16 protein-coding genes are annotated in these 21,772 nt (G+C 62.4%); 5 read left to right on the top strand and 11 right to left on the bottom strand.

What is annotated here, in order from left to right; translation table 11 throughout:
• Positions 1-105: 105 nt before the first annotated feature.
• From AC3WLM_RS15450 to AC3WLM_RS15440, 3 genes are all read left to right on the top strand, one after another.
• Positions 106-1,017 (top strand): UDP-2,3-diacylglucosamine diphosphatase, encoded by a 912-nt coding sequence (locus tag AC3WLM_RS15450; protein ID WP_492477876.1) that lies wholly within the window; start codon positions 106-108, stop codon positions 1,015-1,017.
• A complete protein-coding gene (locus AC3WLM_RS15445) occupies positions 1,014-2,078 on the top strand; it encodes a glycosyltransferase family 4 protein (protein WP_492477875.1) in 1,065 nt (354 codons plus the stop codon). The genes AC3WLM_RS15450 and AC3WLM_RS15445 overlap by 4 nt, the downstream gene beginning before the upstream one ends.
• A gap of 79 nt (positions 2,079-2,157) precedes the next feature.
• Complete coding sequence (locus tag AC3WLM_RS15440) at positions 2,158-3,096, top strand: DUF481 domain-containing protein (protein ID WP_492477874.1); 939 nt, start codon at positions 2,158-2,160, stop codon at positions 3,094-3,096.
• A 7-nt stretch (positions 3,097-3,103) separates the two neighbouring features.
• Here AC3WLM_RS15440 and AC3WLM_RS15435 read toward each other — a convergent pair whose 3' ends face one another.
• The 4 genes from AC3WLM_RS15435 to AC3WLM_RS15420 all read right to left on the bottom strand — a co-directional run bounded on the left by AC3WLM_RS15435 (position 3,104) and on the right by AC3WLM_RS15420 (position 8,298).
• Positions 3,104-3,910 (bottom strand): outer membrane protein assembly factor BamD, encoded by an 807-nt coding sequence (locus AC3WLM_RS15435; protein WP_492477873.1) that lies wholly within the window; start codon positions 3,908-3,910, stop codon positions 3,104-3,106.
• A gap of 51 nt (positions 3,911-3,961) precedes the next feature.
• Positions 3,962-4,396, bottom strand: coding sequence for an RrF2 family transcriptional regulator (locus tag AC3WLM_RS15430; protein WP_492477872.1), 435 nt, complete (start codon positions 4,394-4,396; stop codon positions 3,962-3,964).
• A 147-nt stretch (positions 4,397-4,543) separates the two neighbouring features.
• Positions 4,544-6,082 carry a carboxylesterase/lipase family protein gene (locus AC3WLM_RS15425; RefSeq protein ID WP_492477871.1) on the bottom strand — a complete coding sequence of 513 codons (1,539 nt, stop codon included), beginning with the start codon at positions 6,080-6,082 and terminating at the stop codon, positions 4,544-4,546.
• Positions 6,083-6,084: 2 nt separating this feature from the next.
• Positions 6,085-8,298, bottom strand: a complete 2,214-nt coding sequence (locus AC3WLM_RS15420; protein WP_492477870.1) for a beta-glucosidase family protein — start codon at positions 8,296-8,298, stop codon at positions 6,085-6,087.
• A 202-nt stretch (positions 8,299-8,500) separates the two neighbouring features.
• On the opposite strand from AC3WLM_RS15420, the gene AC3WLM_RS15415 reads away from it, so the two are divergent.
• Complete coding sequence (locus tag AC3WLM_RS15415) at positions 8,501-9,547, top strand: LacI family DNA-binding transcriptional regulator (RefSeq protein WP_193826739.1); 1,047 nt, start codon at positions 8,501-8,503, stop codon at positions 9,545-9,547.
• On the opposite strand, the gene AC3WLM_RS15410 is transcribed toward AC3WLM_RS15415, so the two are convergent.
• The 5 genes from AC3WLM_RS15410 to AC3WLM_RS15390 form a co-directional block, all read right to left on the bottom strand.
• On the bottom strand, positions 9,507-12,914 hold the full coding sequence (locus AC3WLM_RS15410; protein ID WP_492477869.1) for a glycosyl hydrolase: 3,408 nt from the start codon (positions 12,912-12,914) through the stop codon (positions 9,507-9,509). The two genes, AC3WLM_RS15415 and AC3WLM_RS15410, sit on opposite strands and share 41 nt — an antisense overlap.
• A 40-nt stretch (positions 12,915-12,954) precedes the next feature.
• On the bottom strand, positions 12,955-14,247 hold the full coding sequence (gene rhaI / locus AC3WLM_RS15405; RefSeq protein WP_492477868.1) for an L-rhamnose catabolism isomerase: 1,293 nt from the start codon (positions 14,245-14,247) through the stop codon (positions 12,955-12,957).
• A 22-nt stretch (positions 14,248-14,269) separates the two neighbouring features.
• A complete protein-coding gene (locus AC3WLM_RS15400) occupies positions 14,270-16,378 on the bottom strand; it encodes a bifunctional rhamnulose-1-phosphate aldolase/short-chain dehydrogenase (protein WP_492477867.1) in 2,109 nt (702 codons plus the stop codon).
• Positions 16,379-16,532: 154 nt separating this feature from the next.
• A complete protein-coding gene (locus AC3WLM_RS15395; protein ID WP_492477866.1) occupies positions 16,533-16,910 on the bottom strand; it encodes a c-type cytochrome in 378 nt (125 codons plus the stop codon).
• 63 nt (positions 16,911-16,973) lie between these two features.
• A complete protein-coding gene (locus AC3WLM_RS15390) occupies positions 16,974-17,453 on the bottom strand; it encodes a MarR family winged helix-turn-helix transcriptional regulator (RefSeq protein WP_062780402.1) in 480 nt (159 codons plus the stop codon).
• A gap of 202 nt (positions 17,454-17,655) precedes the next feature.
• On the opposite strand from AC3WLM_RS15390, the gene AC3WLM_RS15385 reads away from it, so the two are divergent.
• The gene (locus AC3WLM_RS15385) at positions 17,656-18,210 is read left to right on the top strand and encodes a DUF3237 domain-containing protein (RefSeq protein WP_492477865.1); all 555 of its coding nucleotides are present in this window, start codon (positions 17,656-17,658) and stop codon (positions 18,208-18,210) included.
• Between the two features lie 17 nt (positions 18,211-18,227).
• Here the strand turns inward: AC3WLM_RS15385 and AC3WLM_RS15380 are convergent, their stop codons facing one another.
• Together AC3WLM_RS15380 and AC3WLM_RS15375 are read right to left on the bottom strand one after the other, a co-directional pair.
• On the bottom strand, positions 18,228-19,694 hold the full coding sequence (locus tag AC3WLM_RS15380) for a helicase HerA domain-containing protein (protein ID WP_039333955.1): 1,467 nt from the start codon (positions 19,692-19,694) through the stop codon (positions 18,228-18,230).
• A 74-nt stretch (positions 19,695-19,768) separates the two neighbouring features.
• Complete coding sequence (locus AC3WLM_RS15375; protein WP_492477864.1) at positions 19,769-21,637, bottom strand: glycoside hydrolase family 3 protein; 1,869 nt, start codon at positions 21,635-21,637, stop codon at positions 19,769-19,771.
• Positions 21,638-21,772: the final 135 nt, after the last annotated feature.

Here is a 21,772-nt window from a genome sequence, read left to right as displayed (position 1 = left end):
CGGAGAAGCCTTTCGTTCTCCACTTGTTTCATTCGAGTGACAGCATGCCACACGCCCGCAATGCGAATCCGCCATTGGCAGCTCCAGATGGAGAAAGGTTCGCTCATGGCATCGCATGCGAAACTCGAGGGCTCGAGGCCGTTCAAATCCGCCGCAGATCTGATTTCGTCTGCTCCAGCGTGGCTCGACCTGCCCGAACCGCGCGGCTTTCGACCCAAGCGCCGCCTGCGCACCGTGTGGATTTCCGATGTCCACCTCGGCACGCGCGGCTGCAACGCACCAATGCTCCTCGATTTCCTCACAGCCATCGAATGCGAAACGCTGTACCTTGTCGGTGACATTGTCGACGGCTGGCGGTTGAGCAAGGGCTGGTACTGGCCCGATGCGCACAACGAAGTGATCCGGCGCATCCTCAAGATGGCGCACCGGGGCACGCGCGTGATCCTGATAGCCGGCAATCACGACGAGATGCTGCGCCCCTATGCCGGCATGAGCTTTGGCGGGGTGGAACTGGCGCTCGAGACCATTCATGAAACCGCTGACGGACGCCGCCTGCTGGTGACCCATGGTGACGGGTTCGATGGCGTGGTGCTCTATGCGCGCTGGCTGGCGTTTCTGGGCGACAAGGCCTATTCGCTGCTGCTGCGCGCCAACGTGCTGTTCAACATCGCGCGTCGGCACCTCAAGATGCCTTACTGGTCCCTGTCGGCCTACCTGAAGAAGAAGGTCAAGAACGCAGTCCAGTTCGTCTGCGACTTCGAGGAGGCGGTTGCCCATGCCGCGCGCGACATAGGCGTGGATGGTGTGGTTTGCGGCCATATCCACTGCGCCGAGATCCGCCAGATCGGCGACGTGACCTATTACAACGATGGTGACTGGGTGGAGAGTTGCACGGCGCTTGCCGAAGAGTTCGACGGCAGCATGTCGATCATCGACTGGGCCGAGGACACGCGGCGCGCGGCTGCAGTCAAGGCAGCGCTCAAGCCCATTCCGCAGCTGGAGGAGGAAGCGGCATGAGGATTGCGATCTGCACGGACGCCTGGCATCCGCAGGTGAACGGTGTCGTCCGGACCCTTGCTGCAACTGTCGACCGCCTGATCAGGCGAGGTCACGAAATCGAACTGGTCACGCCGAGCCAGTTCCTGACGATGCCGCTGCCTGGCTACAGCGAGATACGCCTCGCCATGCTGCCCCGGTTCGGCACGCGGCGCACCCTGGCAGACTTCGCTCCCGACGTTGTGCACATTGCCACGGAAGGCCCGATCGGATGGAGCGCAAGGAGCTGGTGCAAAGCCAATAACGTGCCGTTCACCAGCGCTTTTCATACCCGTTTCCCCGAGTATGCGGCTGTCCGTACCGGCTTGAAACCCGAGCGCTTCTGGCCAGTCATGCGCCGCTTTCATGGTGCGAGCCGAGCGGTATTGGTGTCGACGCCAACGCTGGCGGGTGAACTGGCGAGCCACGGCGTGACGCAGACGCGGCTCTGGACGCGCGGCATCGACCGGGACCTGTTCCATCCTGATCATGATCCGTTGCCTGAACTGGCAGATCTGCCACGCCCGATCATGCTCAATGTCGGTCGCGTGGCGATCGAGAAGAACCTGATTGCCTTCCTCGATGCAAATGTGCCCGGCACGAAAGTGGTCGTGGGAGACGGCCCCGCTCTGGCAAGACTGCAGACCCAGTATCCCGCAGCGATCTTCCTGGGCGCGTGCCATGGCGAGCAATTGGCGCGAGCCTATGTTTCGGCCGATGTCTTCGTCTTTCCGAGCAGGACCGACACATTCGGTCTTGTCATGATCGAAGCTCTTGCCTGCGGAGTTCCGGTTGCAGCCTATCCCGTGCCGGGTCCACTCGACATCATCGGGCGTGAGGGGCGCGGCCCGTCCGGTGACCTGCCCATGCAAATCGGCGCTCTGGACGAAGACCTTGGCCTGGCGATCCAGAAGGCCTTGCGCTGCGACCGGATCGGCGCGGCCGTCCAAGGCGCGCGATACAACTGGGATCGAGCGACCGATCAGTTCCTCGAGGCCGTGGGCGACGCCATACGCGAGCCCACTGCACGCGAGTTCGCCTGAAGTCATGTAATCAGACAAAAGGCGGTGGCATCTATCCGGATTGCCATGCTATGGGCGCGGCCACGGAGACCCCGCCCCAATGCTTGCAGATGCCCCGCCCCAACCTGTTGTAATCGCATCGGAAACGAACGAAGCCGCAGCCTCGCGGGAGTTGCCGGCCGGTGTGGCAGATCTGATCGACGCAACGCTGGCGTCAGGCAATCGCGCCGATGCTGAAGCCGTTATCCGTTCTGCCAAGCTTGCGTTCCCAAATGCCGCAGAAGCGATCGACAAGAGGGTTGAGACACGCAAATCATCCGGATTCGCCTTGGCTCCGGCACAGGTCCCGAAGCCAAGCGAACTTAAAAAGCCGGAAGCCGCTGAAGCACTGACGAAAGAACCGAAAGTTAAAGGCGAAGGGGAAGCAGGAGCATTTGCCAACTCCGGCAATGCCCCGGGCATTGGCCTGGTGGGCGGCTTCAAGCTGCTGGCGGAAGGCGCAAACTGGCGCATCGCCACGACTGCCCGTGCAGACTACCAGGAAACGGCAGACGTGGTCACCCGCGAACAATATCGCTTTTCTGCAGAGCCGAACTACAAGTTCGACAGCCGAGGCTATCTCTATGGCCTCGGGCAGTTCGAGCAAGACCGCTTTCAGGGCTTTGCCTCGCGCTACAGCATCTCGGGCGGGTTGGGCTACAGTCTGCTGAAAGCCGATGATGCCAAGCTGAGCGTCAAGGCGGGACCAGCATGGCGCGTGACGAACCCGGTGGATGGCGATCGCGAATCCGTCGTGGCAGGGCTGGCATCGCTGGAAGCCAAGATCAAGCTGACGCCGAGCCTGGAATACAGTCAGGATGCCAGCGCCTATTTCGATGCGCAGGGCAGCACGTTCTATACCCTTGCGGCTCTGGACTCGCGGCTGATCGGCAAGCTGAAGGCCCGGCTTTCGTACATGGTGCAGCACGAAACTGCACCTGAACTCGGCCGGCTCGGCACGGATACGACGAGTCGGCTGACGCTGGTCTACGGGTTCTGAAGTACCTTCAGGCGGCGGTTGTGCCCGGCGCGTACTTGTTCATCAGATCGTACGACCGCTCGTACCACTTGCTGCCCGGATAATTGCTTCCGAGCACCGCCGCAGCCTTCTGAGCCTCCTGCGGCAAGCCAAGCGAGAGATAGCTCTCGACCAGGCGGTATAGCGCTTCGGGCGTGTGGCTGGTGCTCTGATACTTTTCGACTACGGTGCGGAACCGCAGCGTGCCGGCCAGCCACTTGCCACTGCGCTGATACATGCGGCCGATCTCCATTTCCTTGCCGGCAAGGTGATCGTTGATCAGGTCGATCTTGAGGCGGGCATCGGCGGCATAATCGGTGTTGGGATAGCGGCGAACCAGTTCGTTCATCGCGGTCAGCGCCTGCTGGGTGATCTTCTGGTCGCGCGTGACGTCGGAGATCTGCTCGTAATAGCAGAGCGCGACGAGGTAATAGGCGTATGGCGCATCCTTGTTGCCGGGGTGGATCGACAGGAAGCGCTGGGCCGACTGGACCGACTTCGAATAGTCGCGGGCGACATAATAGCTGAATGCGCTCATCAACTGGGCGCGGCGTGCCCAGGGCGAATAGGGATGCTGACGTTCAACCTCGTCGAACAGCGCAGCGGCCTGCTTCGAATCGCCGCGATCGAGCCGGTCCTTGGCCGCCGTGTAGAGCGTATCGACGTCGCGCGCGACGTAGGCCACGTCCTTCTTCTTGTTTCCTCCGCCCGCACAACCGGCAGTCACGCCCATGGCGACGGTAGCGGCGGCGAGGACGGCGAAGCGCAGCGGGCGGCGCATATCGAGGACGGTCATGCCGACCCTATAGCCAGCCGGTTCCTGAACGCCAAGTGAAGTTGCGGTCTTTTACCCTTCGGCGAAGGGCGGTTCGAGCGCAATCGGATCGGCCAGGGTCATGCGATCGAGAATGGCGGCCGTTTCGTCACGCAATTGCAGCATCAATCCGCGCAAGCGGCACTCCGCCTCGGGCAGGCAGTTGTTGCAGGTTTCATGAGCATTGCGCGCTGCGCAAGGCACCAGCGCAAGGCTTCCGCGTGTCAACCGGATGATGTCACCATAGCGAATATCGACAGGCGGAAGCGCCAGTTCGTATCCGCCGTCCCGCCCCCGGTGCGAGATGACAATCCCTTCCCTCGCCATTTCAGAAAGGATGACGGTGAGAAACTTGCGCGGGATGTTCTGCGCCTCGGCAATCGCATCCAGGCGCACGGGGCCTTGTCCGAACAGGTCGGAGAGATGCTGAAGCGCCCGGATTGTATATCGCGTCTTTTGCGAGAGCATGAGAAAGACATGAACACTCGAACGCGAATGTCAACGCGCTTGGTAGAATTACTGGTGGGGTCTCTTGCACTTTGCCGATAGTCCGGCCCGGTTCCCCGCGGGAACCGGGCCGCCTGACTCAAGCCCGCCAATACGTCAGCGCGAAGTTCACTTTGCTTCGGCAGTGCTTTCCACGAAATCGAGCCGGGCGCGGTAGGGGTCCTCGACATGCTTCGCGCCCCCTTCAGCAATAAGCATGACCCGGGTGTCGTCAGAGGTGGCGACCGGCCACGCCGGCCCCGGCGTTCCGTGCGTTGCGAAATCGATCCACAGCTTGTGCGTGGTGGTTGCGACCGCTTGCTCCCCAGGGACCATCTTCCACTGCGTGCGGGCTGCAACGGTGTCGAAGACATAGGGCAGTTCGCTGGCGTGCGGCGCGCCCCCCATTGCCTTGCGGAAATCCGGATGGGCATAGTCGAAGCGATAGAGAAAAGCCGCCTGTCCCCGCTTTGCCAGGGCCCTTGCCACGGCACGTGCCGGTTCGATGAACGTGCGATCGGCGCTGGTCATGACCGCAACCTGCAAAGGTGCACCATCGCCAGTCGGATCATATAGCTTTCGCGCTTCTGCTTCCCGTTCACCATAGCTGGCAAAGATCTTGGCCTTGTCGGTCCCAAACGGAAGTCCGTCGGCAGAGTTTGCGCCGACCATGATCGGAACCTTGGCATAAAGTCCGGCGGCGATTGCCTCGACCGGGCTGCCGAAAATCGTACGGGCATCGACCATCGGTCCGGAATAGGACGGCTGCGCCATCGTCATCATGGAAAGATCGCCGGTCACCTTCTCCGCCGGCAAGGCGCGCAGCCCTGCTGCGTCGAGACCGGCTGCGAAAGTTTCCCCGGCCTTTGCTGCACCGGCTATGGTTGGCGTCGGCAAGGAGCGTTCGCGCCCGGCACCACTTTCGATGATCACCTTCTGGAACAGCCCACGCGCCTCTGGAGCCTGCAACAGCATGTGCATCGACATGCCGCCTGCGCTTTCCCCGAAGACAGTGACGTTCGCCGGATCACCGCCAAATCTCTCGGCATTGGCCTTTACCCAGCGGAGCGCCGCGATCTGGTCGAGATAGCCGAAGTTGCCGCCGTACCCCTCTGCCGCCAAGGCCGGATGGGCAAAGAAGCCAAAGCGACCCAGGCGATAGTTCAGGCTGATCAGCACGACGCCATCGCGCGCAAAGTTTTCGCCCGAATAGACCGCAGGGGACGAGCCACCGTTGACGAACCCTCCACCGTGGACCCACACCATCACTGGCAATTTGGCCCCCGGCTTGGCCGATGAGGGTTTCCAGACGTTGACGAAGAGGCAGTCTTCCGATGGCGTGGTGCGGATCGGCGCTGCATCGGGCGGGAATGGTGCCTGAAGGCAATCCGCCCCATACTTGGTGGCATCGCGCACCGAGCTCCATGTCGCCACCGGCTGTGGCTCGCGCCAGCGGTTTTCTCCTACCGGAGGTGCGGCATAGGGAATGCCAAGAAAGGCCGAGACGCCGTTTGCCGCCTGAACGCCGCGAACTGGGCCCAAAGCGGTTTCAACGACCACTTCAGTCGTCATGTCTGAAGACCCGGCTCGCGGCTTGGCAGCATGGCCGACACCTGATGACAGGGCGAAAATTCCGGCACCCAATGCGAGCGTTGCAATGACACGCATCCTCAATCCTTCCACGTCTTGGCCGGCATTCTGACCTTCACCGGCGTTCCCAGCGTTTCGGCGTCCTTGCCTAGGGCGAAGGTGTATTCGCCAGCCGGCATTGTCCAGCCGCCGTTCTTCCAGTCAGCGAGGATGCGCGGATCGATGGTCAGGCTGACGTTTTGCGATGCGCCTGCAGCGAGATTCACCCGCTGGAACCCGGCAAGGCGGCGCTTGGCCTGTCCTGCACGGTCGACAAGGTAGAGCTGCGCCACGTCGGCGCCCTCGCGCTTGCCGGTGTTCTTCACCGCGAAGCTTGCGGTCAGGCCCGTCACCTTCAGACCGGTGCTCTCGAAGGTCGTGTACGAAAGGCCGTGGCCAAACGGGAACAGCGGCTTCGCCCCTTGCCTCGCGAACCAGCGGTAGCCGACGTCCGAACCCTCGATGTCATAGTCGGCAGTCAGCTTGTCGCTGCCCGAAGATGGCCCGCCGGAAAAGTCGGGCTCGACCCAATCGCTGCCATCTAGCTTGGGCCGTGGCAATTGCGCTTCGCTGGCCGGGAAGGTCAGAGGCAGGCGGCCCGAAGGATTGGTGTCACCGAACAGCACCGATGCGATCGCCGGCCCGCCGCGTGCGCCGGGATACCAGGCCTCGATGACGCCCGCGACCTTGTCCAGCCAAGGCATCTTCACAGGGCCGCCTGTTTCCAGGACAACGATGGTGTTGGGATTGGCGGCGGCGACCGCTGCGATCAATTCGTCCTGTCCATCGGGCAAAGACAGGTCGGGCACGTCGAGGCCTTCCGTGGTCCACTGCGTCGCAAAGACGATGGCGACTTCCGACTGCTTGGCCTTCTCCACTGCATCGGCAATGTAGCGCCCGTCACGGAAGGTCACCTTGGCGTCCTTGGCCAGGGCCTGGATCGCGTCCATCGGGCTGGAGCGGTGGTACTGCTGGGCAATGAAGCCGGCCCACACACCCTTGCCGCCAATGGGACGGGTCACGGCAGGGCCGCCTTCGCCATGCACCTGGCTCGAACCTGCACCCGAAAGCACGCCGCCATCGGCATAGCCACCGATGATCGCGATCGACTTTGCCGACTTGGCCAGCGGGAGTGCGCCGTTGTTCTTGAGCAGCACGATACCCTGTTTGGCAACTTCCTCCGCCACCGCGCCATTGGCTGCGAAATCGATCTTGCCGCCGGCCTTGACCGGGCTCCTGTCGAGGCCCGAGGCATAAATCGCGGTAAGCACGCGGCGGTTCATGTCATCGAGCCGCGCTTTCCACGCGGGGTCTGCCGCCGCCTTGTCCTTGAGCTTGTCACCGAAGAACACGGCCGGATCGAGCTGCTCGCCCGACTGCTGGTCAAGTCCCTTCAGCGCCGCGTCGATATTCGGCACCGCGCCCCAGTCGGACATCACGAAGCCCTTGTAGCCCCACGACCCTTTCAGCACCTTGTTGAGCAGCCAGTCGTTGGCGCAAGCCTGTTCGCCCCACACGCGGTTGTAGGCGCACATCACCGAGCCGGGCTGGCCCTGTTCGATACCGATCTGGAAGGCGAGCAAGTCGCTCTCGCGCGCGGCGCCTTCGCTGATCTTGACGTCAACATACTTGCGCCCGGTCTCCTGCCCGTTCAGCGCGAAGTGCTTGATCGTCGAGATGATGTTGTTCGACTGGATGCCGCGGATCGCTGCGCCTACCAGAATGCCCGAAAGCAGCGGATCTTCGGCAAGATATTCGAAAGTCCGGCCATTACGCGGATCGCGCATCAGGTTGACACCGCCGGCCAGCAGCACGTTGAAGCCCTTGGCCCGCGCCTCCGATCCAATCATCGCGCCGCCGCGATACATCAGGTCCGGGTTCCACGAAGCCGCCTGCGCGACGCCAGACGGCAGCGCCGTCGCCCCGTCCTTGCGGATGCCCATGACGTAGGACACGCCAAGGCTGGCATCAGTTTCCTTCAGCGCCGGCACGCCAAGGCGTTCGATCCCCGGAATATAGCCGGCACCGGCAATCGCATCGGAAGGGATCGGAGGGGTCGGCCCACCCAAGGGCAGCGGCATGATGCCATGCGTCAGCACCACCTTCTCGTCCGCCGTCATCTGCTTCACCGTCGCCGCAGCGCGCGCGTCGGCCGCCTTCATGTCCACGGCTGGCGCCTGCTGGGCCCGGGTGTCCGTCGTGCCAGCAACCACCATCGTGCTCGCCGCCACCAAGAGGCGCCACACCTTCGACATCCATTGTCTCCTGAATTTCACAGCGGATTGACCACTCGATAGCCGTGGACGTGCCAGAGTATTGGCAGCGCTGTCAAGCGGCTCACGTAGAAACCTCGATGCGTAAAATAGGGTCCTTGTGATGCGCACACGCACAGACTAGGTTTCAAATTGAGAATGTTCGCAGAGCGGTTTCCATCCCTCTATTGTCACAAAGAGAAGCATGACCCCCCTGACCTTTCCGGCGAATTCCGCGCGGGCCACCATGGACGATGTGGCACGTCTTTCAGGCGTGTCGTTGAAAAGCGTGTCTCGCGTCATCAATGGCGAGCCTCACGTGTCGGCAAACCTGCGCGCCAAGGTCGAGGCTGCAATTGCAGAACTGAACTATGTCCCTGATGCCGCTGCTCGTTCGCTGGCCGGATCACGCACCTTCATCATTGGCCTGCTGCTGGACAATCCGAGCCCGCACTACACCATGAAAATCCAGAAGGGCGTCTACGACGTCGTACGGTCCCACCAGTATCACCTGCGCATCGACAATGTCGATTCCACCGTACCGGACGAACAATTTTCCGCGCAGTTGGAAGCCCTTATTCGTAACAATCGCTGCGATGGGTTCGTATTGACGCCCCCGCTGTCGGACAATCTGCTTCTCCTGGACTTTCTTGAGGCGCGCAAGATCCGCTATGTCCGGATCGCCCCCGCGCTCGACAATGCTCGTGGCCCTGGAATTGCCATCGACGACGCTGCTGCGGCGGCGGCAATGGCCCAGCATCTGTGGGATCTTGGCCACCGCCGCTTCGCAGTCATGCGGGGCCCCGCATCGCACATGGCCGCTGCCCGGAGACGCGACGGTTTCATCGCGGAACTGGAACGGCTGGGCAGCGCCACCCCGATCATCGACGCCGATGGCGGGTTTTCTTTTGAAGGCGGTATTGCTGCAGGCGAAACCTTGATCGCTCAGAGCCCCAGGCCAACCGCCGTCTTCGCCTGCAATGACGACAGCGCTGCTGGCGTGATGGCCGCATGTTCGAAGGCAGGATTGAAGGTGCCGGACGACATCTCTGTCTGCGGCTTCGACGACAGCTGGATTGCGCGGTCAGTCTGGCCCTATCTGACGACCGTATATCAGCCGATCGAGGAAATGGGCCAGGCTGCCGCAGCCCTCCTGCTCAGGAGAGATGAGCAGGAAGGCAAGATTTCCCAGCTTGGGTTCCAGCTGGTGATCAGGGATTCGACTGCGCCTCCCCGGCAGACTCAAGGGTAACCGGGCCGATCAGGCCCGAAGGGCGGAGCGCGGTGTCGGCACGATAGGTTGGGAACGACGTCCACGTCACCTTTTCCGCACCGGGTTGCGCATCGCCGATCAGGCGATTGACCCAGAGGTTTGCGACCTTCACCTCCACCGAATTCACGCCCTTCCTCACCACACCTGACAGGTCGACGCGATAGGGCTTGTGCCAGGCATAGCCAACGTGCTTGCCATTGACTGACACCTCAGCGATCTCGCCCACTTCGCCGAGATTAAGCCAAAGTGGCGCGCCAGCGTTCACGCTCTTGGGCAAGGTGAAGCTGCTGGTGTAGGTCGCCATGCCCGAGAAGTACCTGACACCCGGTTCAGCCTGATCGCTCAGCGATGCCAGTCTCGGCAAGGTGATGCCTGCCGGTGCGCCACGGCCTGCCTGGAAAGCGATCTGCCACGGGCTGTCCAGCGTCGCCACAGCCGCGGGCACCACCTTCTTGATCATCAGCGAGTTGGCCTTGGCGGGCTTACGGAACACGACAAAGACGGAACTCTCTGCGCCGAGCGTCAGCGGGACGATCGTCTCACCGTTCTCGATGCGGTAGGATACAGGCTCGGAACGCCCGCTATCGGCGTACCACAACTCTGGCTGCTTTCCAGTGACGCGGAAACGCGCCTCTACGCGCTCATCCACCGTCTTGCGGTTGTTCAGGAACCACAGATCCCCGTCGCCCAGATTGCGGTGAACGAACAGTACCTCGGCATCCGCACTTGCTCCGGACATTCTGAAATCGGGCGACACACCTGCCTTCGCCAGCGCAGCGTCGATATCGGCAGAGGCGATGACCTGCCCTGCCCCAAGCCTCGTCACAGGCGCCCCGGACCACAGTTTCGCGACCAGCGCGGCGAAGTCCGCCTTGCCGTCAGCCAGTGCAGGCGAGCTTTCGGGTGCGTGGCCGACGACGGTTGCGCCCGCTTCGACAAGCGTGGCGAGGCGCCGCAAGGTTGCGACGGTCATGCGCCGGGTCGATCCGCCAAGCTGGATCGCCTTGTAACGCGCCCCGCCCTTGGCGACGATTTCTCCATCCTGCACTTCGATCGCATCGAAAAGCGCATCGCGGTTGATGAAATCATAGGCATGTGCCAATGGTGCGTCACCGATCGGCTTGCGCCCATAAAGCGCAGTGAGCGGTCCTTCCTCGCCGTAGAAATAGGCGACGTCTGCAACGTTGCGGCCTGCCTGCAACAGCAGAGAGGACCGCGCCATGTAATCAACCCAAGGCCGGGCAAGTTCAGCCCACGCCTCATGGCGGTTGAAGAACTGGCCGAAGAAGGCCAACGAAAGGCCCGGCACCTTGTCGTCAACCGGTTGATGCACCGAGGTGTGCACGACCGGGCGGTTGACGCCGCTGGCGAATTCCAGATCGATGATGCGGCGCAATTCGTTGGGAGCGTAGGCCCAAGGCGCCAAGGCTGACGTCATCGATTCTGCCGCGACGATGTTCTGGCCATAGACATGCGCCACCGAGGCAGCGCCTTTCATGTCGGCAAGGTAGCTGGGGTTGGGCCCGGCCTTGCGGCCGAAGGTCCACAAGGCGGACATCGGCACATCTGCATGACTGCGCATTGCCATGTCGTCGCCAAGCGAAGGACGGTTGTCCTCGAGAGCCTCCCCATAGACCTTCAGGCCATTCTCGTGCGCCACTTGCGCAACTGTTCCGTAGTGTTCCGATGCCATGAGATCGGCGAGAGTCTGGCGGTAATCGCGCAGGAACTTGTCCGACTGCTCGCGCGTGCCGACCAATACGCCGGCAAGCGTCGGCAGGTAAGGCATCGGGTCATAGCCGCGCAGGCGCTTGAACTGCTCGATCATGCGCGGCGTCCAATTGGCCGCCCCCACTTCGATGGAATCCGTCAGCAGAGCGCGAACACCGCGCTTGCCGACGAGATCCTCGCCCGCCGCATCCTTATACGTGCCGATGTAGTGCTCGAGATAGCGACGAACGGCAGCACCGTCGAACTTGTCGACTTCGAGGCCCGTCGCCTCGGGCGGCGCGGGATGATTGGTTGTGCCAAGCAGGCTAGATCCAAGACGGATCACGCGCCATTTCCCCTTGGGCGGGGTCCAATCGAGTGAGCCGTCAGGACGCATCTTGCCTGTCAGGTCGACGATCCTCGAAGGGTCAACGCCAACGGCCGCCCTATCTGGTTCGCCGAGCGCGTCGTAATCCCGTGCGATCGCATAGCCTGCCTTGGCTTCAAACTGATCGATTATGGTTTCGGAGGTCAGGCGGAATTGCTTGATCTCGAGCGGCGCCTTCGCGCTAGCCGCGATCATGTCGACAAAACCGCCAACGACGACACCGGGTGTGGGATCGCCCAAATTGGAGCCATTGAATGGCAGGGGTACGAAAACCAGACGGAAATGCCGCGCGGTTACCGGCTCGAAACTGACTGTGGACGGGGCGCCGGTGACCGGCATGCTTGCAACAGGCTGCCATGTGGTGCCGTCGTTGCTGGCCTCGAGGCGAATGTCGAGAGTCGGCCCGGCAAACATGCTTTTCGCACCGGGAATGGCGATCGTCGCAGAGCGTATCGCCTGTGGCTTGGCGTAGCTCGCCACCAGAGTGGTTGGCGCCTCCGCCGGACCGCGCGGCAAGGTCACGCCAGTCTGCAGGCTGGCATCTGCCAGTGCCGCGGCGGAAATCGGCTTGCCATCCGAACTGAAGGAAGGAAGCACATCTTCCGCTGCCGTATCCGGCAGCGCGAGCACTGCAATATCGCTATATAGCTCGGGGGCCTCGAAGCCATGTTCGCCGGTGATCGAAGCCAGCGGGTCTGAATCGGGCATGTCGAGGAAAGGGCCGGTCGTGACCGGGGGCATAGGCAACTTGCCCGTGAAACGCTTTCCACCCTTGAGCCGCGTTTCAGCCCAAACGACCTTTTTCAGACCGTCTTCCGGCTTTACCCAAGGACCACCCGTTTCCGACCAGCCCGGCGAGGCTGCGATAGCAAGTTCAAGGCCCAATCGGTCGGCCTCGCTGGCGGCGAAGCGGAAGGCGTCCTTCCATTCCGGCGTCATGTATACGAGACGCTTGCCCACGACCTGTGGGGTCTGGAGTCCTGCATCGAAGTTCTGCAGGCCGCCAATGCCGACGCGCTTCATCCAATCGAGATCCTTGGCGATCCCGTCCTTGGTGACATTGCCGTTCATCCAGTGCCACCATACGCGCGGGCGCGCTTCCATTGGCGGATCCTGGAATTGCTGGGCAAGCGGATCAGGATTCGTTGCCCCCTGCTCGGCCGTAGGCGCCTCGGCAAAGGCAACCGGAGAGAGCAGCGTGCTGCAGGCAAGGATCGCTGCGACTGAAATGCGCCGGCGAATGTTCATCATCTTCTCTCCAGACCTGTTCTTTTTATGGAATAGCAAATCAGACGATGCCGGCGCCCAGCCCCACGGCCTTGCGCTCCTGCGCCTTGCGGCCCCGGTACTGGCTGAGGCGATAGGCTTCGAGCACATCGATGGCGCCACCGGCTTCCATCCGCGCCTTTGCCAGGATCGGCGCAACGTCGACATTGTAGGCGCGGCGAAGGGCCTGGAAGGCCATCATCGTGTCGTTGGCTTCCTGCGCCGCATGGAGCGCCTCGCGGTCCACCAGTTGCGCCTTGGCGAAGCACTGGGTGATCGTCTCGGCGCTCGAAAGCATGGACTCGATCGGGTCAGTCACATTGTGCGACTGGTCGATCATATAGCTGGGGTTAAAGCCATCACGCGGATTCAGCTCAGCCTCGACCAGTTCGTTGAACACCAGGAACAGCTGGTGCGGGTTGATCGAGCCGCTGTCGAGGTCGTCGTCGCCATACTTGCTGTCATTGAAGTGAAATCCGCCGAGTTTGCCGAAGCGGTGCAGACGGGCAACGATCTGTTCGATGTTCACGTTCGGCGCATGATGGCCGAGGTCGACAAGGCACTTTGCCTTCGGGCCCAGTTCCTGCGCGGCAAGGATCGAGGAACCCCAGTCGCTGATCACGGTCGAATAGAATGCCGGCTCGAACATCTTGTGCTCGAGCAGCATCCGCCAGTCATCGGGAAGCGCCGCATAGATCTTCGAGGCGGCTTCTAGATAGCGGTCGAGGCTGCGGCCAAGATCCTGCTGGCCGGGGAAGTTGGTGCCATCGCCGACCCACACGGTGAGGTCAGTCGAGCCGAGCTGCTGGCCGATCTCGATGCACTCGATGTTGTGATCGACTGCCTGCTGGCGCGTGGCGGCGTCCTGCGCGGCAAGCGAGCCATTGGCGTAAGTGTGGGCCTGCCCGACCTGATCCTGAAACGTATTCGAGTTGACCGCATCCCAGCCAAGGCCGAGACTGGCAGCCTCTTCTCGCAGCGCCTTGTAATCGCTGACCTTGTCCCATGGAAAGTGCGGGGACACGCGAGGGGTGACGCGGCTGAGCTGCTGGATGACCGCGCAGTCTTCCAGCTTTTCGTGAATGTTGGTCGGTTCACCGGCGATCGGGAACTTGGCAAAGCGCGTGCCGCCTCGGCCAGCACCCCATGACGGCACGGCGACCGAGAAGTCCGCCACGCGGTCCTTGATTGCATCGATGTCGATCCCGGTACGGGAAAGCTTCCGGCCAAGTGCTGCGTAATCCTCCTCCAGCGCCTCGGCGTGAAGGGCATTGCGTTCGGCGATCAGGTCCGCCGAGATGGGCAGTTCGGTCATCTCTTCATCCTCTCCCGGAGACTTAGCGCGTGAAGGCCTGCGCGTTGCCCGCGTCGACATTGATCATGTTGCCGGTGGACTTTGCGCTCATGTCCGAACCGAGGAAATAGACCGCTTCGGCAATGTCTTCAGGCAGCACGTCGCGCTTTAGCATCGAGCGCTGGCGGTAGTGTTCTTCCAGTTCCTTGCCACTGTCGATGCCGTGAGCTCCGGCGCGCTCCTTGCGCCAGTCGCCGTCCCAGATCTTGCTGCCCTTGATCACAGCGTCCGGGTTGACGGTGTTGACGCGAATGCCGTGGGGCGCACCTTCCAGCGCAAGGCAGCGCGCGAGGTGGTTCGCGGCGGCCTTGGCCGAGGCATAGGCGCTGGCATTTGTCGCCGCAGCAACGCCGTTCTTCGAACCGATGAAGACGACCGACGCACCGCCCTGCTCCTTCATCCGCTTCATCAGCGGCCAAGCCGCCTTGGCGGTAAGGAAGTAGCCCTGCGCCAGCACATCGTAGTTGCGGTTCCACAACTCGATAGTGGTTTCCTCGATCGGTGCGGACGAGGCGATGCCGGCGTTGGCGACGAGAATGTCGAGACCACCGAACTCGCGCGCCGCCACATCGATTGCAGCCTGCACCTGCGCTTCATCGGTCACGTCACATACCGCCGCTCGTACGACGTCCTTGCCGAACTGCCTGGCAAAACCGGCGCGCACTTCCTCCACCGCATCGGCCGCGCGATCCGCCAGCACCACGCAGGCACCTTCGCGCAGCAGGCGAGCGGCAGAGGCGGCGCCGATGCCCCCTGCCCCGCCGGTGACCAGCGCGATCTTGCCGACCAGAGGCTTGGGCGCCGGCATGCGCTGCAGCTTGGCTTCCTCGAGAAGCCAGTACTCGATATCGAAGGCTTCCTGCTCATCGAGCGCGATGTAGTCGCCGATCGCCTCGGCGCCGCGCATCACGTTGATGGCATTGCCATAGAATTCACCCGCGAGGCGGGCAGTCTTCTTGTCGGTGGCAAAGGTGATGCGGCCGACGCCGGGCACGAGCACGACAACCGGGTTGGAATCACGCATCGCAGGCGAGTTGGACCGCTTGCAGCGCTCATAATACGCCGCATACATCTCGCGATAGTCGGTGATCTTCTGCGCCAGATAGGCATCGTCCTGCAGGCGCGCCGGATCGAGCGTGAGCGGTGCGATCTTGGTGCGCAGGAAGTGGTCGGGGCACGACGTGCCAAGCGCGGCGAGGCGCTCGAAGTCGACCGAGCCTGTGAACTCCAGCGCCTCGGCGTCGTCCGAAAAGTGGCCGAGCTTCTGGCGCGCACCGGTCATGAAGCCGCGCAGGCGGGGCATGAGGTCAGCGGCAATAGCGGCACGATCCGGATTGGGCGGAACTGCCTGCCCACCGAACGCCGGCGTGCCGGACAGCTTGCCGTTCAAATAAGTCGCAGCATCCGCGATCAGTTGCACGGTGTGCTCGTAGCAGGCCTTCGCGCTATCGGCCCAGCAGATGATGCCGTGACCTGCCAGCATCACGCCTTCGACTTGCGGATTGGCCTTCACGTAATCGCGCAGCATCACGCCCAGCGTGTATCCTGGGCGCTTCCACGGCAGCCAGCCGATCTTGCCGCCCCAGATTTCCTGTGTAGCCGCTTCGCCGCTGGAGGACGCTGCCAGGGCGATGATCGCATCGGGGTGCACATGATCGACATGGGCAAAAGGCAGCAGCGAATGCAGCGGCGTGTCGATCGAAGCCGCGCGGCCATTCAGATTGAATGTGCAGTGCGGCAGGAAGCCGACCATCTTGTCGTCATCGTCGGGGCCTGAATAGTGAGCCTCGAGGCCCAGCAGCTTGGCCTGATAGAGCGTGGCAAAGCCATCGAGCTTCATCGACCCGATGTCGCCGCCGGAACCCTTGACCCACAAAACTTCAACCTTCTCGCCCGCAAGCGGATCGACCTCCTCGAGCTTGGCTGAGGTATTGCCGCCGCCGAAGTTCGTCACCGTCAGGTCGCTGCCGAGCAGATTCGAGCGATAGAGCAGCAGTTCAGCCGGGCTGAGCTTCGAAGCGACCGCATCGTCCCAACGGCTGGCAGGCACGGCGAATGGAAGGGCGGCGGTAATCTGGGTGTGGGCGTTCATGGCATCCTGCAGACTGTTGCGCGATTTCGCGGTCGCCGACTCAGTAACACCTTGCGCAGAAACGATCAAGAATGATCGTTTATGATTGCTTTAATGCTGGACGCAAAAAAGCCCCGCACCGATGAGTGCGAGGCTCTTTGCGGTTAAGTTGCAATCAGCGCGCTGACTGCTCCAGGAATGCGATGAGATCGGCGCGGTCCTGCGCATTTGCCAGCGGAGGAAAGGCCATTCGGTTGCCCGGTGCGAACTTCGCCGGACCAGCCAGAAACGCGTCCAGCGACTGCGCATTCCAGACGACGGCCTTGTCCTTGAGGGCCTGCGAATAATTGAAGTTCGGCATGGTGCCAGACGTGCGACCCACCACGCCCTTGAGCGACGGGCCAAGACGCGTCGCACCGGTGTTCAGGTCATGACATGCGGCGCAACGGGCGTACACGGTCTTACCCCTGACCGGATCCCCAGATGCCTGCTGTGCCATCGCGCTGCCGGCAATGGCGAACGAAGCGGCGGCGATTAGTGCGATTGGCTTCATGAAGCGGAATCCTTTGGTCATCATGGCATTATGCCTGCCAAGGCATGTCCCGCTGCTGAACGATCAATCCTTGGCCGGCGCCGTCAGATACAGCTTCATCAATATCCGGAAAAGCTCGGACTTTTCACGCGCTGTCAGCTTCGAGGTCAGTTCCATCTCGTGCTCGGCAATGGCCAGACGCGAACGGGCAAGCACCTCGCGGCCTTCATCGGTCAACCACAGGCCTCCGGCTCTTCTGTCCAGCTTCGAAGGCTCGTTCACCACAAAGCCGTTCTTGATCAACTGGCGCACGAACTGATGCACGGTGGGGCGTTCGATCTGGAAGAACTTTGAAAGATCGGTCTGCTTCAAACCGGGATTGGCATTGACCAGCCAAAGGATGGCCACCTGCTTCGGCGTGACGCTCATCGTGTCCAGCCGCTTTTCCAGCCGCGTGACGAATAGCGTGTTGACGGTGCCGATGTGCAGGCCAAGAACGGAGTCGAGATCGTCGAGATCCAGTTCAGGTACGACGGATTGTCGGTTGATCACTGCCGTAGCCACGGATATTCCTTCCAACGCTGGCGCACAAAGCCCCTGTAAAGGGCCGAATTGCAGGCAGAGATCGCGCTGCGTCCGGCTCCTTCCATTAGTAACACAAACAAATTCTGCAATGCCTTTTGTGCAACGCACATTGCGGCACGGCGCCCGATTGGAGGATGACAATCGCATAAAATGCGACCAACAACAATTACGGCGATTGCACATGACTGGAGCGATGGTGGTGTCCCGAAAAACGTTTCTCGCAAGCATGGCTGCACTCTTTGCGAATCCGGCCGCTTACGCCGATGCGGGGCCCAGCGCCCCTGCCCCGACTCTCGCGTACGCATTCACTGTTCAGGCCTCCCTCGCTCCTCCGGTTGAGCAAGGTGAAATCGATACCGGGCGCAAGCGCTTCATCCCGATAACCGGCGGCACGGTGAGTGGGCCGGCGCTTGCCGGGCAGGTACTGCCTGGCGGTGGAGATTGGCAGGAAATCCTCCCTGGCGGTCTCACTTCGATAGAGGCGCGCTATTTGCTGAAGGCTACGGACGGAACGGTAATCGAAGTGACCAATCCGGGAGTCCGTACGGCAGCGCCGGAGATTATCGGTAAGCTCGCCAACGGAGAAAAGGTCGATCCTTCCGCCTACTATTTCCGCACAACGCCGCGCTTCTCCGTGCGCTCAGGTCCGCACGAATGGATGCGACGCAAGGTGTTCGTCGCTCGCGGCATTCGCAAGCCTGATGGCGTTGTGATCGACTTTTACACGGTGGAATAGCGAAAGACGGCAGCGCCTCAGGCTTCGACCGGCGCCGTGGTCATTCCCAATGCGGGGATGCCGACCGAGCGCCTGCCCCCGTAATCGGTCCGGACGACGATCAGATTGCCCTTTTCAAGATGCTCCAACAGGCGCCGTATGCGCCCGGAAGAGCGTGTTCCGTAGATTTCAGCGAGTCTTTCATCATCGGGGCAAGGCGCCCCCTCCATCGCTGCACGGGCCAATGTCAGGAAGGGGGCCAGCAAGTCATCGGGCACATCCTTGCCTATCCGGAGCAGATCCTGCCACTGCGCCGCCTTGTCGTCATGGATCCCTGCAACCGCCATCGCGAACCGGCGCCGGAACACGCCGAGGTCCATGCCTGGCAATATCCGCAACATGCGGCAGCGGACGGTGAAGTCCTGATAGAGCTGCGACGCCGGCTGGAACGTGCAATCTGGTTCGGCCGCCATCTCGGCAAGGATCGAGGCGATACTCGCGGCAGTTTCCTCCGCCTCGAACAGGCTTGGCGCCGCGGGCGGCTCAACTTGCTCTGAAGCGGGCACAAAGCCTGCGATCTGCTCGAGCAGTTCGCCGCTCTCAGGCGCTGGCGCTTCCGGTTCGGGCGTACGGGGCGGCGCTTCCATCGCCAGAGGTTCGGACAGCAAGATCGATTCCATCTCAGCACCGGCCGCATTGGGCAGCGGCATCAGGCCCTGCACCACGTTGCGCGCGCGAGTCTGAACATCGGCAATGCGGACGCTGACCGGACGGCGGGCAATGGCTGGCCCAAGACCAAGGAAATGTCCCCGTTCCAGATCGCGGATCTTCTCGGCCTCGCGCCGCTCCATGCCGAGCAGGTCGGCCGCACGCGCCATGTCGATATCCAGGAAAGTGCGGCCCATCAGGAAGTTCGATGCTTCGGCCGCGACATTTTTGGCCAGTTTAGCGAGGCGCTGGGTGGCGATAACCCCCGCGAGTCCGCGCTTGCGCCCGCGACACATCAGGTTGGTCATTGCCGAAAGGCTGAGGCGGCGCACTTCGTCGGTCACATCCCCGGCAGCGGCCGGTGCAAACATCTGCGCCTCGTCGACCACCACCAGTGCCGGGTACCACTCGTCGCGCGGGGCATCGAACAGAGTGTTCAGGAAAACCGCCGCGCACCGCATCTGCGCTTCGAGCTCGAGTCCATCGAGGGCGAGGATCACTGAAGCCCGGTGCTTGCGAATGCGCGCTGCAAGCTTGGCAATTTCCGGGCCATCGTAGGCCGCACCATCAACGACGACGTGGCCGAACGGTTCGGCCAGCGTGACGAAATCACCCTCCGGGTCGATTACCACCTGCTGCACGATGCTCGCGCTCTCTTCCAGCAAGCGGCGCAGCAGATGCGACTTGCCCGACCCGCTGTTGCCCTGCACGAGCAGGCGGGTTGCAAGAAGTTCCTCGACGTCGATCCTGACAGACGCGCCGGACCGGTCGGCGCCGATGACGATTGATGCGCTCACGCCTGTCGCTCTGGCGAAGGCGGGGAGAGTCGGCAAGGCCGTGGCCTTGTGATTTCCCCCGCCTTCAACGCCTTTTACGGCAGGATGATGCCATCACCGCGCTTGTACAGCGGCGCGGTACTATCATCGGGCCGCCCGGGATGCTGCTCTTCGACCGCCTTTGCCGATGAGGGCAGTTCGAACGGCAGACGCCCCTGCGACTTTGCCTTGCCGGTCACGAGATCGACGAGCACAGCATCGCTGGCTCCGAACAGACCGTAGAGTGCTGCGGCCTTGGCCTGGAATGCGGTCAGAACGGCAGGACGATCGAGGTCCACCGCAACGATCGTGGGCACTTTGGCAGACGCCATCGCAACCACCTTCGTTGCTTCGTCGTCAGCACGGAAATCGAGCCTGCCCTCGTGCTGACGCGAGCCGAAGAAGTGGTGGGGGTGAAGCACCTCGAACGGCGTGGCGACACGCACCAGAGCGACATCGGCCTGATCCAGCGTATCCACAACCGTCAGCCCTCCGGCGCGCGCCGCTTCAGCACCCACGCCTGACAGCCAAACCTTGCGGCCCGGCGCCAAGGGGAGCAGTGCATTCCTGTTCTCAAGCAGGACCTGCGCGGCGCGCTGCGCCTTGTCGGCTTCGGCCTGGGTTGCCGGATCGCCAATCACCTTCCCGGCTTGGGCCACATCTACATAGGGATTGTCAAACAGGCCGAGGTCGAACTTGAGCTTGAGCACGCGCCGCGCCGCTTCGTCGACCCGGGCGAGGCTGACCTTGCCGTGCTTCACTGCAGCAAGCAGCGGCGCTGGATCATCGACGCCGCCGAACTGGTCGATCCCGGCATTGGCGCCCATCGCATAGCGGTCTTCCTCGGAAAGATCCTCAACGCCCCAAGGCATCGCGATGTTATAGCCCTGCGGCTTTTCCTCCGTGGGCGCCTTGCACGGTTCGAGGCAGGTGTTGGTGATCGCCCAGTCGGAAATCACGATGCCACCGAACTTCTTGGTCTTGCGCAGCAGGCCGTCGATCAGCGGCTTGCTGAAACCCGCGCCGACCTGTGGCAGGGGCTTGCCTTCTATACTGACGCCATTGGCGACAACGTAGGTCGGCATCACGCCTGCGGAGTTCGCGGAAAGCGCGCCTTCAAATGCTGCCACGTGCTGGGCAAAGCTCTCGTTATCTAGGCGGGCGATGCGGCCGTAGTAGTTGTGCCCGTCGAAGCCTTCCGGCTCGGCGCCATAACCGACCCAGTGCTTGACCACGGTGGCGACGCCAGAACGGACGAGACCCGTAGGGCTGCCCTGAAAACCGCGCACATAAGCCCCTGCAAGCCGGGACACCGTCGCAGCGTCCGAACCAAAGGTCGCCACGCCGCGAGGCCAGCGTGGCTCGGTGTAAAGATCGGCCTGCGGGCTCAGAGCCATATGGATGCCGACTGCCCGGTATTCGGCGGCGACGAGCCGGCCAAATCGCTCGATCAGCTTCTCGTCCCCGATTGCCGCCATTCCCAGCGTCTCGGGCCATTGCGAGAAGCCACCGGATGCCGAACTGACGCCTACTGTCACCTGGAAGTGGTTGCGCGGATCCGTGCTGATCGTGACAGGGATGCCGAGGCGCGTGGCTTCTGCCAACCGCTGGATGGCATTGTTCTCTTCCGCAAAAGTCCTGGCATCGGGCGAGAGGCGGGTGATCGCACTGTTCACGCCCCGAGTGAGTTGCGCCTGCGCTGCCGATTTGTCGTAAGCCGCTCCAACCCCGATGGCCGACCCTTTCTCAGCCGCCAGCGTGCCATGGAGCATGAGCGCGACCTTCTCCTCAAGCGTCATCTGCCGCAGCAGATCCTCTACGCGACGAGATGTCGGGGCTGCCGGGTTCTCGTAGACGTCCTGTCGACCGTTGTGATTGAGATCGCGATAAGTTCCGCCTGCGCTGGCTGGCTGGTGGACAAGCATGGCCGCCCCGAGGGCCGGCAAGATTACGGGACCCGCAAGAAGCGACGTCAACGAACGCGACATGAATCTCTCCCGCCTGCGGATTGACAGCGCAGGACATGGGGACGTTAGTCAAAGGATGCGGATCGGGCAACG

Source organism: Novosphingobium sp. FW305-C-30-35 (assembly GCF_058783135.1).
The sequence above is the reverse complement of the archived record's forward strand: the minus strand, read 5'-3'. Positions and strand labels throughout refer to the sequence as shown.

What these genes read in the sequence shown, in the direction of transcription:
- AC3WLM_RS15375 (WP_492477864.1), bottom strand. Translation starts at nt 21,637, where the DNA reads ATGCTTGTCCACCAGCCAGCCAGCGCAGGCGGAACTTATCGCGATCTC.
- AC3WLM_RS15395 (WP_492477866.1), bottom strand. Translation starts at nt 16,910, where the DNA reads ATGAAGCCAATCGCACTAATCGCCGCCGCTTCGTTCGCCATTGCCGGC.
- AC3WLM_RS15425 (WP_492477871.1), bottom strand. Translation starts at nt 6,082, where the DNA reads ATGCGTGTCATTGCAACGCTCGCATTGGGTGCCGGAATTTTCGCCCTG.
- AC3WLM_RS15420 (WP_492477870.1), bottom strand. Translation starts at nt 8,298, where the DNA reads ATGTCGAAGGTGTGGCGCCTCTTGGTGGCGGCGAGCACGATGGTGGTT.
- AC3WLM_RS15410 (WP_492477869.1), bottom strand. Translation starts at nt 12,914, where the DNA reads ATGAACATTCGCCGGCGCATTTCAGTCGCAGCGATCCTTGCCTGCAGC.
- AC3WLM_RS15400 (WP_492477867.1), bottom strand. Translation starts at nt 16,378, where the DNA reads ATGAACGCCCACACCCAGATTACCGCCGCCCTTCCATTCGCCGTGCCT.
- AC3WLM_RS15430 (WP_492477872.1), bottom strand. Translation starts at nt 4,396, where the DNA reads ATGCTCTCGCAAAAGACGCGATATACAATCCGGGCGCTTCAGCATCTC.
- rhaI (WP_492477868.1), bottom strand. Translation starts at nt 14,247, where the DNA reads ATGACCGAACTGCCCATCTCGGCGGACCTGATCGCCGAACGCAATGCC.
- AC3WLM_RS15385 (WP_492477865.1), top strand. Translation starts at nt 17,656, where the DNA reads ATGACTGGAGCGATGGTGGTGTCCCGAAAAACGTTTCTCGCAAGCATG.
- AC3WLM_RS15415 (WP_193826739.1), top strand. Translation starts at nt 8,501, where the DNA reads ATGACCCCCCTGACCTTTCCGGCGAATTCCGCGCGGGCCACCATGGAC.
- AC3WLM_RS15440 (WP_492477874.1), top strand. Translation starts at nt 2,158, where the DNA reads ATGCTTGCAGATGCCCCGCCCCAACCTGTTGTAATCGCATCGGAAACG.
- AC3WLM_RS15450 (WP_492477876.1), top strand. Translation starts at nt 106, where the DNA reads ATGGCATCGCATGCGAAACTCGAGGGCTCGAGGCCGTTCAAATCCGCC.
- AC3WLM_RS15435 (WP_492477873.1), bottom strand. Translation starts at nt 3,910, where the DNA reads ATGACCGTCCTCGATATGCGCCGCCCGCTGCGCTTCGCCGTCCTCGCC.
- AC3WLM_RS15445 (WP_492477875.1), top strand. Translation starts at nt 1,014, where the DNA reads ATGAGGATTGCGATCTGCACGGACGCCTGGCATCCGCAGGTGAACGGT.